The 12,412-nt window shown below is 71.4% G+C and carries 12 protein-coding genes; 3 read left to right on the plus strand and 9 right to left on the minus strand.

Going from position 1 to position 12,412, the window contains the following annotated elements; genetic code table 11:
• Window positions 1–21: 21 nt before the first annotated feature.
• The 5 genes from ACYVF7_RS13900 to ACYVF7_RS13920 all read right to left on the minus strand — a co-directional run bounded on the left by ACYVF7_RS13900 (window position 22) and on the right by ACYVF7_RS13920 (window position 5,358).
• Window positions 22–786: a DeoR/GlpR family DNA-binding transcription regulator gene (locus ACYVF7_RS13900; protein ID WP_460339554.1), complete on the minus strand. Its 765-nt coding sequence runs from the start codon at window positions 784–786 to the stop codon at window positions 22–24.
• Between the two features lie 97 nt (window positions 787–883).
• Entirely contained in the window at window positions 884–2,035 is a 1,152-nt protein-coding gene (locus ACYVF7_RS13905) for a carbohydrate kinase family protein (protein WP_460339556.1), read from the minus strand.
• Window positions 2,032–3,366: an alpha-galactosidase gene (gene melA, locus ACYVF7_RS13910; RefSeq protein WP_460339558.1), complete on the minus strand. Its 1,335-nt coding sequence runs from the start codon at window positions 3,364–3,366 to the stop codon at window positions 2,032–2,034. The genes ACYVF7_RS13905 and melA overlap by 4 nt, the downstream gene beginning before the upstream one ends.
• A 31-nt stretch (window positions 3,367–3,397) precedes the next feature.
• A complete protein-coding gene (locus ACYVF7_RS13915; RefSeq protein ID WP_460339560.1) occupies window positions 3,398–4,291 on the minus strand; it encodes an SIS domain-containing protein in 894 nt (297 codons plus the stop codon).
• Between the two features lie 212 nt (window positions 4,292–4,503).
• Window positions 4,504–5,358, minus strand: a complete 855-nt coding sequence (locus ACYVF7_RS13920) for an endo alpha-1,4 polygalactosaminidase (protein ID WP_460339562.1) — start codon at window positions 5,356–5,358, stop codon at window positions 4,504–4,506.
• A gap of 326 nt (window positions 5,359–5,684) precedes the next feature.
• On the opposite strand from ACYVF7_RS13920, the gene ACYVF7_RS13925 reads away from it, so the two are divergent.
• The gene (locus ACYVF7_RS13925) at window positions 5,685–6,611 is read left to right on the plus strand and encodes an alpha/beta hydrolase (protein WP_460339564.1); all 927 of its coding nucleotides are present in this window, start codon (window positions 5,685–5,687) and stop codon (window positions 6,609–6,611) included.
• Between the two features lie 12 nt (window positions 6,612–6,623).
• Here ACYVF7_RS13925 and ACYVF7_RS13930 read toward each other — a convergent pair whose 3' ends face one another.
• Window positions 6,624–7,430 (minus strand): GntR family transcriptional regulator, encoded by an 807-nt coding sequence (locus ACYVF7_RS13930; protein ID WP_460339567.1) that lies wholly within the window; start codon window positions 7,428–7,430, stop codon window positions 6,624–6,626.
• Between the two features lie 235 nt (window positions 7,431–7,665).
• On the opposite strand from ACYVF7_RS13930, the gene ACYVF7_RS13935 reads away from it, so the two are divergent.
• Entirely contained in the window at window positions 7,666–8,034 is a 369-nt protein-coding gene (locus tag ACYVF7_RS13935) for an ATP-binding protein (protein WP_460357908.1), read from the plus strand.
• An 11-nt stretch (window positions 8,035–8,045) separates the two neighbouring features.
• On the opposite strand, the gene ACYVF7_RS13940 is transcribed toward ACYVF7_RS13935, so the two are convergent.
• Window positions 8,046–8,639 carry a TetR/AcrR family transcriptional regulator gene (locus ACYVF7_RS13940; RefSeq protein WP_460339569.1) on the minus strand — a complete coding sequence of 198 codons (594 nt, stop codon included), beginning with the start codon at window positions 8,637–8,639 and terminating at the stop codon, window positions 8,046–8,048.
• Between the two features lie 88 nt (window positions 8,640–8,727).
• Here ACYVF7_RS13940 and ACYVF7_RS13945 point away from each other — a divergent pair, with 88 nt between their 5' ends.
• Window positions 8,728–9,558, plus strand: coding sequence for an alpha/beta fold hydrolase (locus ACYVF7_RS13945; RefSeq protein ID WP_460339571.1), 831 nt, complete (start codon window positions 8,728–8,730; stop codon window positions 9,556–9,558).
• Between the two features lie 28 nt (window positions 9,559–9,586).
• Here ACYVF7_RS13945 and ACYVF7_RS13950 read toward each other — a convergent pair whose 3' ends face one another.
• Together ACYVF7_RS13950 and ACYVF7_RS13955 are read right to left on the minus strand one after the other, a co-directional pair.
• Window positions 9,587–11,263: a protein kinase domain-containing protein gene (locus ACYVF7_RS13950; RefSeq protein WP_460339572.1), complete on the minus strand. Its 1,677-nt coding sequence runs from the start codon at window positions 11,261–11,263 to the stop codon at window positions 9,587–9,589.
• 66 nt (window positions 11,264–11,329) lie between these two features.
• Window positions 11,330–12,289, minus strand: a complete 960-nt coding sequence (locus ACYVF7_RS13955) for a quinone oxidoreductase family protein (RefSeq protein WP_460339574.1) — start codon at window positions 12,287–12,289, stop codon at window positions 11,330–11,332.
• Window positions 12,290–12,412 lie beyond the last annotated feature (123 nt).

A 12,412-nucleotide genomic window follows, 5' to 3' on the forward strand; every position in this document is an offset into this window, starting at 1 on the left:
ATGACCGACCAGGTCATCCGCTCACACGGTGGTGACCTCGACGCCGGCGGCGCGGAGCCGGTCGAGCTCGGCCGTGTCCGCGCCGACATCGGTGATCAGCACCGAGATCTCCTCGATCCCCGTGATCCGGGAGAAGGCGCGCTTGCCGACCTTGGACCCGTCCGTCAGCACGATCACCCGGTCGGCGGTGCGCAGCAGACAGCGGTCGGTCTGCGCCTCCACGTCGTCGTGCGTGCTGATGCCCCGGCCCGCCTCGATGCCGTCGACGCCGATGAAGACCAGGTCGAGGTTGATGTCGGAGAGCGCCTGATTGGCGATCGGGCCGACCAGTTCGTACGACGCCGAGCGCACGCTGCCGCCGGTCACCACAAGGTCGATGGACGGACGTACGGACAGCTCACCGGCGATGTTGAGCGCGTTCGTGATCACCTTGAGCGGACGGGCCGCCGCGCCGAGCAGCCGGGCCAGCTCCGTCGTGGTCGTGCCGCCGCCCAGGCCGACCGAATGCACCGACTCGGTCACCAGCTCCGCCGCGGCCTGGGCGATCCGCAGCTTCTCCTGGTGATGGCGGCCCGTGCGATAGCGCATCGGCAGCTCGTACATCACCTCGGCCGAGACCGCGCCGCCGTGCGTGCGTTTGAGCAGTTGCTGCTCTTCCAGCACGTGCAGGTCACGGCGGATGGAGGCGGGTGAGGCCTTCAACTCGGCGGTCAGGTCGGCCACGGAGACGGAGCCGTCCCGGGCGAGCCGGTCGAGGATCAGACCTAGGCGCTCCTCTTGACGCATCCGATCACTATAGGGCGTTCTCTGGCGATTGATAATCGGCGGCACGGGATGCAACCGCTCACCCCCACTGCTCACTTGTGCCGCCTCCGTGCGCGGGTCACACGGATCCGAGCAGGTCGGCGCCCACCTGGACCCGCTCGGCGAAGGCCGCGGCCTCCTCGGGACCGGCCTGTGCCGCGGTACCGCCCGCGGCCCGCGTGGACAGCGCGCCGCAGGCACACCCCCAGGCCAGCGCGTGAGCGAGGTCTCCCTTGGTCAGCCAGCCGGCCAGGAAGCCCGCGTCGAATCCGTCACCCGCACCCACCGTGTCGACCGGTGCGACCTCCGGGCCACGGGCGCCGATGAGCTTCGTCCCGGAACGCGCGACGGCCCCCCGGCGGCCGCGCTTCACCACCGGCAGCGGACCGGCGGCGGCCAGCACGCCCAGCGCGCCCGCAAGGGGATCGCCGTCGGCGTCCGCGGCCCCAGAGCTCTCGGCCCCCGAGCCGAGAGCTCCGCCGGCCACCGAGCCGTCCGAGCTCTCCGCACTCGCGCCGGGAGCACCGCAGGCGTCGCCGGAGCTCTCCGCACTCGCGCCGAGAGCGCCGTGGCCGTCGTCAGACCTCTCGGCGGGCGCGCCGGGACGCCGTGACGGGTGGAGCGCAGCGGCCAGCGCGATCGCCTCATCCTCGTTGGGCAGCAGCAGGTCGCAGGCTGCCAGCAGCCCCGGCGCGAGCCGCCACGCGCCCGCCGGGTCGTCGTTGGTGTCCAGCGACGTGGACGCGCCGGCGGCCCTGGCCGCGGCCAGGAGCCCCGGCAACCCTGCGGCCAGGCGAGGCTGCAGGAAGTAGGAGGCGGCGTGCACGTGGCGTGCGGCCACGTCGGGCACGTGCTCGGGGCCGAAGGCGGGCAGGCAACCGGGCGCGGTGAGGATGGCCCGGTCGCCGTCCGGCCGGTTCAGGCAGACCGTCAGCGCCGTCGGCAGGCTCTCGTGCCGGGTGCAGCCACTGATGTCGACGCCCGCGGCCGACAGGACGTCGAGGACGAAGTCCCCTGCCGGATCGCGGCCGACCATCCCGACGAAGGCCGTGGCCAGGCCGAGGCGGGCGGCGCCGTGGGCGACGATCGCCGCCGACCCGCCGAGGGCGAGGACGCCGGCGTCCACCAGCGTCTCGGCCTGTCCCGCGGGCGGGGTCTCCGGAGCGCCCGACACCAGGACGTCCGGGTTGGCGTCCCCGACGACCAGCAGGTCCACAGGGCCCGCGGTCATCGGCGCGCCCCGGGCGAGAGCGGCGTGCGCAGCGCCGGCGGCAGGGCGTCGCCGTGCGCGGCCACCATCGCGTCGCAGAGCGCCCAGATCTCGTCGACGGTCAGCGCCGCGGCGGTGGCCGGGTCGGACATGGCCGCGTGCCGTACATGCCGGGGATCGCCTTCGACGGCGGCGGCGACGACCAGCTCCACGACGTTGAGGAAGCTCCGGTTGAGCGCGGCGAGCTGGGGCGGCAGCGCGCCCACCGCGTGCGGGTGGACGCCCAGTCGGTCGACGGTCGCCGGGACCTCCACCGCGGCGCCCGCGGGCAGATTGGCGACCAGCCCGCTGTTGGCGGTGGTGACCTGGATCGTCCGCAGGGTCCCGGTGGCGAGGCTGTGGATGACCTGCGGGGCGTACTCGGCGGCGTCCTCCTCCGCGTCCGGCCCCGGGTCGAGGCCCGCCGCGAGACGGTCCCGGATGGAGACGTACTCGGTGACGTTGTCCGCGCTGATCCCGACGTAGTCGCCGATCGGGATGCGCAGCCGCTCGACCTCGGCCGGGTGCCGGAGATAGAAGGGGACGTACTCGGAGGAGTGCTCGCTGGTCTCCGTCGGATAGAAGCCGAGCCGCCGGTACATGTCCACCCGCACCCGCCGGCGCAGCTCCGGATCGCGCTCGATCGCCTCGTCCAGCGCCGGGTAGAGGCTCCGCCCCTCGTGCTGCCAGCGCAGGATCCACGCCTGGTGGTTGACGCCGGCCGACAGGTGGTCGACCTCCTCGTACGGGACGCCCACGATCTCGCACAGCCCGCGTACGGTCCAGTAGACCGAGTGGCAGAGGCCGGCGGCCTTCAACCTGGGGGCCACCGAGGCGAGGTACTGCAGGTTCATCGCCATCGGGTTGGTGTAGTTGAGCAGCCACGCGTCCGGGCAGACCGCGGCCATGTCGGCGGCCAGCGACTCCAGGAACGGGAAGGTGCGCAGCGCGCGGAAGATGCCGCCGATCCCGAGCGTGTCGCCGATCGTCTGCCGCAGCCCGAACCGCTCGGGCACCTCGAAGTCGGTCACCGTGGCGTGATGGCCGCCGATCGCGACCATGTTCACCACCACGTCGCTGCCCTCCAGCGCGGCCCTGCGGTCGGACTCCGCGACGATCACGGGCTTCGCGCCGTACTGGTCCGCCGTACGGCGGGCGAGGGCCTCGGCGACCGACAGCCGCTCGGAGTCGATGTCGTGCAGCGCGATCCGTACGTCCGCGAGCTCGGGGAAGGAGAAGATGTCGCGCAGCAGCTGCCGGGTGAAGGTGATCGAACCGGCGCCGACGAACGCGATACGGATCGGTGAGGGCATGTCAGAGAACCTCTCTTGAAAAACGCTCGCGTCACACGGAGGCGGGACGCAGGATCACCGAACGGGTGAGGTGACGGGGAGCGTCGGGGTCCAGCCCGCGGGACGTCCCCAGCGCGACGGCGAGCCGCTGGACGGCGATCAGCGAGGCGGCCGGGTCGAGGTCCTGCTGGATCCAGAGCCCGCCGGTGGCCGCGACCTGCTCCGCCAGGCCCTCCGGCGCCGGCCCGAACATCCAGACCGCGGACCGCTCGTCGGTGATGGCGATCGGCCCGTGCCGGTACTCCCGGGCCGGGTACGACTCGGTCCAGCTCAGCGACGCCTCGCGCATCTTGAGCGCCGCCTCGTCGGCCAGCCCGACGGTCCAGCCCTCGCCGAGGAAGGTGAACTGGGTACGCTCGGCGACCCCCGCGGGGAGCGGCTCGTGAACGGCCCGTTCGGCGTCGGCGATGGCGAGGGAGAGGTCTTCGCCCAGGTGGGCGCGGAACAGGCTGAGGGCCGTGGTCGCGAACCGGGTCTGCACCACCGAGCTCTCGTCCGCGAAGTCCAGGACGACCACCTCGTCGGCGGCGGTCATGACCGGGGTGGCCGGATCGGCGGTGACGGCCGCCGTCGTCATCGTGCCGCGCACCCGCTCGAGCAGGTCCAGGACCTCGGTCGTCGTGCCGGACCGGGAGAGCGCCAGCAGGCGGTCGTACGGGCGGCCGACGGGCATCTGCGAGGCCGCGAACGCGTCGGTCTCGCCGTGCCCGGCGCTCTCCCGCAGCGACGCGTACGCCTGGGCGATGAAGAAGGAGGTGCCGCACCCGACGACGGCGACGCGCTCGCCCCGCTCCGGCAGCCCGGGCACGGGCCCGGCGGCGAGCTCGGCGGCCCGCCGCCAGCAGGCCGGCTGGTCGGCGATCTCGACTTCGACGTGGGTCGTCACGGCGGGCTCCGTTCTGAGCTGCGACAAGGTATGTGATTGATTCTGATCAGTTAATAGCATGAGCGCTCACAATCGGGCAATACAGTTTTGCGGTCGCTCATGCGTACGCTCCCGGCACCTCCGCCGCGAGGCGAAGAGCGCCGGGAGCGCACAGGTCCCGGGGAAACGACCGGCGGCGGTCCGGGAGCCACGGACCACCGCCGGTAAGAGGGTCAGGCGCCGCGGCAGGGCACCCGGTAGGCGTCGAGGTCGAGGTTCTTCTTCAGGGAGTTGAAGTTCTGCGCGTTGGCATTCGAGCAGAACTTCGAGGTGTCCAGGCTGTACTCGACGTTGAAGACGGCCTTGCCGGCGGCGACGTACTTGTCATAGCCGTAGCCCGTCTGCGCGGTCGTGCACTCCTTGTTCGCCCAGCACTCCTCGTTCAGCGCCCAGTCGAAGTACGGCTGGAGGGTCTTGAGCTGGTCGATGTCGTTCTTGAGCCCGGCGGACAGCCCGCGGCTGTGCGCCTCGTTCGCCAGCCAGGTGTTGAACTTCAGCTGGTCGTCCGCGCTGACCGGGAACCCGGGGTCGTTGCTGTAGCCGTCGACGTTGTCGAACTCGATGGCGTCGAAGCCCTTGGACTTGCACATGTCCATGCGCTTCCGAAGGATCGTGCCGAGCTTTCCGCCGTACTGCCGGACGTCCAGCCAGCGCTCGCCCGGCCAGTTGTCGACGTTGCTGCCGAGGACGCCGCTCGGGAAGTCGCCGGCGTCCGGACGCCAGTTCTCGTACGTTCCGGCGCTGATGTAGCAGACGACCCTGCGGCCGGACTTGGTGGAGTGCAGCTTCGAAACGGCGGCGGCCGTGGCGTCGAACCCGTCGATGTCGTACATCGTGACGTCCAGGTACGGCGAAGACGGGACCGTTTTCAGCTGCCACTGCCAGCTCGTGTTCAGTGCCGGCTTCCAGCAGCCGGAACACGAGACGGGAGCCGGGAGGGTGACGGCCTCGGACGGCGTGCTCAGTCCCAGGCAGGAGATGAGGGCCGCGCTGAAGGCGGCGATGGCGAGACGTGCTCTAACGCGCATGGGCGCTCCTCGTGAGTCGGAGAAACACGGGGCGGCACGCGTGCTGTTCCGCACTCCCCGTACTCGCCTGCCCCGGAGTCACCGCGGCGGCCGGGGTGGCGTCGCCCAGACGAATCCGGAGGACTGACGCCAGCACGCGAAGGAGCTCTCCTTCCGTCGACCAGCTTCGGGTCGGCCAGCTTCGGGTCGGCCAGCAGAGAGAATTGCCGATTCGTGCTTGGTTCGCAAGCGTTTCAGGCAGAAATACGCATCGATCACCGATGTCGGGTGCTCCGGAGCCGTCGCCCATGGCGCGGTTCCACGACGGCGCTTTACGCTGATCCGCCATGGAACAGGATGTGCTTGGGACGGAGTACGAGGCGATCCGGCTGACGCTGGAGGACGACGCCGAGGGCGAGGTGGTGGCGACCCTCGTCCGGCGCCCCTGTCCCGGCAGCCGGAAGGCCGTGCTGTACATCCACGGGTTCGTCGACTACTTCTTCCAGACGCACCTCGCCGACTTCTACGTCGAGCGCGGCTTCAGCTTCTACGCCCTGGACCTGCGCAAGTACGGGCGCTCGCTGCTCGACCATCAGACGCCCAACTTCGCCCGCAGTATGTCCGACTACTTCCCGGAGATCGACGAGGCCGTGCGCCGGGTCCGGGAGGACAACGACCTGCTGCTGCTGAACGGTCACTCGACGGGCGGCCTGGTCTCGGCGCTGTGGGCCGACCGCGTGCGCGGTCAGGGGCTGGTCGACGGACTGTTCCTCAACAGCCCGTTCCTGGAGCTGAACGTCCCCGCCGGCGTCCGGCGGACCCTGGCGCCCGTCGTCCGCGCCCTGGCGAAGGGACGCCCGACCATGGTGCTGCCGACCGGGGTGAGCGGGTCGTACGTCCACAGCATCCACCGCGACCACGACGGAGAGTGGGACTTCGACCTGACGTTGAAACCCGCGGAGGGCTTCGGCGTACGGATGGGGTGGCTCGCGGCGATCATCAAGGCGCAGCGGCAGGTCCGCGCCGGACTCGGCATCGACGTGCCGATCCTCGCGATGTCCTCCACGACGACGGTCCGCGGCAAGAACGCCGACTTCTCCACCGGCGACGGCGTGCTGAACGCCGACGACATCGCCTATCTGTCGACACGGCTCGGCCGGCACGTCACGTGCGTGCGCGTCGAGAGCGGCCTGCACGACCTCGTACTGTCCGCCGAGCCCGTACGGAAGAAGGTGTTCGACGAGCTCGAGCGGTGGATGACGGCCTACCTGTGACCGCCCACGGGATCAGAACACCTCGCACCCGCCGGCCTGGTTGATGGTGAACACGTGACGGGTGGCGGCGCAGACGGTCTCGAGCACGTGGACCGGCGTGTCGTCGGTGGAGTAGGAGGCCCGGAGCACCTGAACGACCCAGTCGCCGGGATCCAGGCGGAGCAGGTCGGTCTCCCACCGCGCGGCCGGCCGTGCCACCAGCGTCTCCTCCGCGTGCCCGAAGGCATGCCCCTGCGCGGCGATCGCCTCGTGCATGGTCGGCTTGAGCAGCTCGGGATCCAGGACGGGGGTGCCGGCGAACAGGTCGGCGCGGAAGTAGGAGATGGCGATCCGCACCGGCACACCGTCGGCGAGCATCACCCGGCGGCGGGCGATGACGTCCTCGCCGGGCCGCGTGCGCAGGCAGGTGGCGACGTGCTCCGGCCCGGGCTCCAGACCGACGCCGAGGACGCGCAACTCGGCGCGGACGCCCTGCCGCTCCGCCACGCTCAGGAACGTGGCTCCGGCGCCGTACATGGCGGGCTCGCTGGGCAGCGACCGGTGCACGATCACCGGGGGCGTCGGCTCGGGCGGCGGCTCCGGCGTCCGAGCGGTCAGGCCCTTGCGCATCTGCGAGATGCGGCCGGGCGACACTCCGAGCACGTTGGCGATGTCCTCGAGCCGGTGGCCGCTCTCCCTGGCCTCGGCGATCGCCTGGCGGCGCATGCGGGCCGCCTCTTCGACCAGTGCCTGCTGCTCCGCCATCACCATTCCCAGGGCGCGGGCGCGCTCGATCGGGTCGGAGACCGTGGCGATCTCCCGGAGGGTGCTGTGGTTCACGGCGACGGGGCTCCGCTCTTCGAGATGAGTTCTGTTACCCCTGTTGCGCGGTTACGCATCGTGGCCGTATGCTCACACTCTATCTCGTTTAGGCCCCCTAAAGGCCGCCGCTGAGAGGGCTTCGATCCATGCGTGTTCGTTTCGATCACCCTGCCCATCTTGCTACAGCCGAAGCCCGCTGTGCTGGAGTTACCGCCAAGTTCGCCACACTCCGTCACTCCCCGGTGACGTCGTGATGGGTCGATCGGTGCTGGGGGCGATCACCATTCCCGGCCACCCGGGGGAGGTCGCGACGGCCCGGCGGTTCGTCGCCAAGACGCTCGCGGGCCACCCGCAGGCGGACACCGTGGTGCTGCTGACGAGCGAGGCGGTCACCAACTCGGTCGTGCACACCGCCAGCACCATGGTGGGGGTGGTGGTGCTCGAGACTCCGACCGGCGTGCGGGTCGAGGTCACCGACGAGGGCGGCGATACGCTGCCCACGGTCTACGGCGGCTCCGAGCTGCGCGAGGGCCAGCGGGGCGTGTTCCTCATCGAGGAGCTGTCGGCGGCCTGCGGCCTCCAGACCCACGCCGACGGCCTCACCTTCTGGTTCGAGCTTTAGACCCGTCCGGCTTACCCTCCCGCTCCGACCAGGCGGTCGAGCAGCTCCTCCACCGCCGCCACGCCCGTGCTCGTGGCCGCCTCGACGTCCTCGGCGCGCGCGATGAGGAGTGCGATCTCGTCCAGCGCGGCCAGCAGCATATGGGCGAAGGGGTCCACGAACTCGGCCGGGAGCCGGCCGACCTCGGCGACGCGCCGTAGCGCCTCCTTCGTCATGCCGAGCGCGTACCTCTCCTCGAGTTCGCGCCAGCGCTGCCAGCCGATGACCGATGGCGCGTCGATGAGGAGGACGCGCTGGACGATCGGGTCCGCCGTCAGCCGAACCCATGCCAGGCAGCCGGTGCGGAGCGTCGCGACCGGGTCGCCGATCCCTGCGACGAGGCCGGCCAGCCGCGCGGTGATGTCGCGTTCGATTGCTTCGAGCACGGCGGCGAACAGGGCCTCCTTGCCGCCGAAGTGGTGGTAGAGGGCGCCCCGGCTGACCTCGGTCTCCTGGAGGACCGCCTCGATCGAGGTCTCCTCGTAGCCGCGCTGCGCGAACAGGCCCGTCGCGACCTCGACCAGGTGCTCACGGGTGGCCTGGCCCCGCTCCGCCTTCTTGTTCATGAGGACATTGATACCGGAGCGTTGACATACCGACTATCGGTCTGGAATTGTCTAGACCGACAGTCGGTATGGAATCGGAGGGTTTCCCATGGACACGCGTACCGCTCAGACCCGGTCCGGCGAGATCGCATACGTCGACGAAGGGGAGGGCCGGACCGCTCTCTTCGTGCACGGCGTCGCGACCAGCAGCCGCCTGTGGCGCCCGCTCGTCGAGGAGTTCCGCGGGGAGCGGCGCTGCGTGGCGCTCGACCTCCCCCTCCACGGCGCGACCCCGCCGCGCGCCGACTACACGCTGCCCGCCCTCGCCCAGGCGATCGAGGACCTCTGCGCCGCGCTCGACCTGCGCGGCATCGACCTGGTCGCCAACGACACCGGGGGAGCGGTCGCGCAGGTCTTCGCCGCCCGCCACCCGGAGCGGCTGCGCACCTTCACGCTCACGAACTGCGACACGCACGACAACCTGCCGCCGGAGGTGTTCCGGCCCACCGTCGAGCTGGCCGAGCGCGGCGAGCTCGCGCCGACGGCGGTGGCGCTGGTGTCGGACGTCGAGGCCGCCCGCGCGGTCATCGGAGCGGGCTACGAACACCCGGAGAGGCTGGACGCGGAGACGCTGCGGGCCTTCCTCGAACCGGTCTTCGGCACCCCCGACCGGGCACGGGACTTCGAGCGCTTCCTCACCTCGGTCGTGGCCGCGGACCTGATGGCGGTCGAGCCTGAGCTGCGCAAGCTCGACGTTCCCACCCTCGTGGCCTGGGGCACCGGCGACGACTTCTTCGACCTGCGCTGGGCGCACTGGCTGCGGGACACGATCCCCGGAGTCACCGAGGTCGTCGAGATCGAGGGCGGAAAGCTGTTCTTTCCCGACGAGCGCGCGGCCGACCTGATCCCCCACCTGCGCCGCCACTGGGCCGCGCACTAGCGAGCTGCGGCATCGCTGTCCGCGGGGGCTACTCGATCGCGGAGATGGCGACGTTGTCGAAGAGCACGCGGATGTCGCCGGCGCTGCCGCCGTTCTCCTGCACGGCGACCAGGCCGGTCTGCCCGTTGGCCAGCGGGCCGTCGGCGTCGGTGGTGTCGGCGGCGAGCGTGCCGTTGAGCCACAGCCGTAGCCGTACGCTCTTGCCGTCCTGTTCGCAGGCCGCCTGGAGGCGGTTCTTCGCGTTCTTCTTGAACCCGGCGGCCGACGACTTCCGGACCAGCTCCCGGGAGCCGGCCTTCCCGGCGGTCTTCCGGATCAGCGTGCCCTTGCCGTCGGCGCGGACCAGGAACTCGTAGTAGGCGGCGTCGTCGCTCTGGCCGGTCGACCGGCAGAACACCCCCGCCATCCCGTACGGCGGTCCGCCCAGCACCGAGACGTCCACGCCGACGAGCTCCCGGGCCGGCAGCTCCTGCTTGAAGGGGGAGGGCTCCGCCCGCCGCTGGTAGATGCTGGTGCCCGCGTCGATGCGGTAACCGCCCTGCCAGTAGCCGCTCCCGGAGATCCATGTGGAGCCGTCCCACCCCGAGTTGCTGTCGGAGAAGTCGTCGCCGTAGGTGAACACGGTCTTCGACGGCGGCCCGTCGGAGCCGCTGAAGTACAGGAGCGCTCCGGCGCCGAGGACCACCACGGCGGCCGCTCCGGCCGCCGCCGGTATCCACGGCCGGCGGCGCGCCGTCGTCAGGGCGGCGGTGCGGCCCCTCGCCGGGGGCGGCGGGTCCGCCAGCGTCGGACGGGCCCCGGTCCAAGGCCCGGCCGTCGGCCCGCCGGCCGGCATCGCCCAGGTGCGGCCGACGGCCTCGGCGGCGCGCGCGGTGTCGGCGTGCGGCCGTCCGGTCAGGCGGTCCAGGAGCTCCTGCGCGGACGGGCGCTGCCGGGGGTCCTTGGCGAGGGCCTGCGCGACGAGATCGCGCAAACCCTCGTCGACGCCGTCGAGGGACGGCTCGCCGTGGGCGATCTGGTAGAGCACGGCGGGCACGCTGGAGGCGTCGAACGGGGCCCGTCCCGTGCCCGCGTACGCGACGACGCATCCCCACGCGAACACGTCCGACGCGGGAGAGGCGGTCTCCCCGGCGATGAGCTCGGGTGCCATGAACGCCGGCGTGCCGATGAACTGCCCGGTCCGGGTCGCGCCGGAGACGGTGTCGAGCGCCCGGGCGATCCCGAAGTCGATGACGCGCGGCCCCACCGAGGACAGCAGGACGTTCGCGGGCTTGAGGTCGCGGTGCACCACGCCCGCGGAGTGGATCGCGGTGAGCGCGGTGGCGACCCCCACGGCCAGGTGCTCGAGGCTCGATCCGCGCATCGGCCCGCTGTCGCGGACGAAGGCGTCGAGGTCGGGGCCGTCGACGAACTCGGTCACGACGAACAGCGGCTCGCCGTCGAGCCGGGCGTCCAGCACGGGCGCGGTGCAGAAGCGCCGTACGCGGCGGGCGGACTCGACCTCCCGGCGGAAGCGGTCCCGGAACATCTCGTCGTCGGCGAGGTCCGGGTTGATGACCTTCACCGCGACGCGTTCGTCGTGCGCGCTCTCCGCGAGGAAGACCGTGCCCATCCCGCCCCGGCCGATCCGGCCGACGAGCCGGTAGTCCCCGAGCCGGGACGGGTCACCGGGCCGTAGCTGATCGATCGCGTTGACTCCCGTCACGACGGCCCGCCCCTCCTCTTCTCGACGAGCGATAAGACTAACGGGACAGGAGGGGGGTTCCGGGATTTAGGGGATCAGCAGCAGTTTGCCCGTCGTACGGCGTGCCTCCAGGTCCTCATGGGCCCGGCGGGCGTCCGCGAGGGGGTACCGTCCGCCGACGTGCACCGAGAGCTCCCCGGAGGCGATCCAGCCGAAGAGGTCCTCCGCGCGCCCCATCAGCTCCTCGCGGGTCGCGATGTAGTGCACGAGCGACGGGCGCGTCAGGTACAGCGAGCCGCCCTTGTTGAGGCGCTGCGGGTCCATCGGCGGCACCGGGCCGCTCGCGGCCCCGTACAGCGCGAGCAGGCCGCGCGGGCGCAGCGAGGCGAGGCTGCCCTCGAAGGTCGTCTTGCCGACGCCGTCGTACACGACCGGCACGCCCCCGTCGGCGAGGCGCCGTACCTCCCCGGCGAAGTCGTCGTAGCGGAGGACCTCGTCGGCGCCCGCGTCGCGCGCGAGCTTCTCCTTCTCGTCGGAGGAGACCGTGCCGATGACCCGGCCGCCCCGCAGCTTGATCATCTGGGTGAGCAGGAGCCCCATCCCGCCGGCGGCGGCGTGGACGAGCGCGGTGTCGCCCGGCTTGATCTCATACGTCGAGTGCGTCAGGTAGTGGGCGGTGAGGCCCTGCAGGAGTACGGCGGCGGCCAGGTCGGGGGCCACTCCGTCCGGCACCGGCACGGCCTTGTCGGCGGCCACGACGGCGCGTTCGGCGTACGAGCCCGCGAAGTCGGCGGAGGCCACCACGTCGCCCACGCGCAGGTCGGTCACTCCGTCGCCGACCTCGACGACCCGGCCCGCGCCCTCGGATCCGGGAACGCCCGGGAGCCCCATGGGGTAGTTGCCCTTGCGCTCGTAGACGTCCTTGAAGTTGACCCCGGCGGCGGCGAGCTCGACGACGACCTCTCCGGGCCCAGGCCGCGGATCGTCCCTGTCGGCGAGGTTCAGCACATCCGGCCCGCCGTGTTCGGTCACCACGATCGCACGCATTTCCGACCTCCTTGTGTTCGACTCACATCGAACATTAGCGCACGCGTCCAGGCGCGGAAAAACGGGCTGAGAAGGACGCGACCGCGTACTAAGTTGGGAACTTCGCGCTCCCAACGACCCGAA

The organism is Actinoallomurus acanthiterrae (assembly GCF_054775715.1).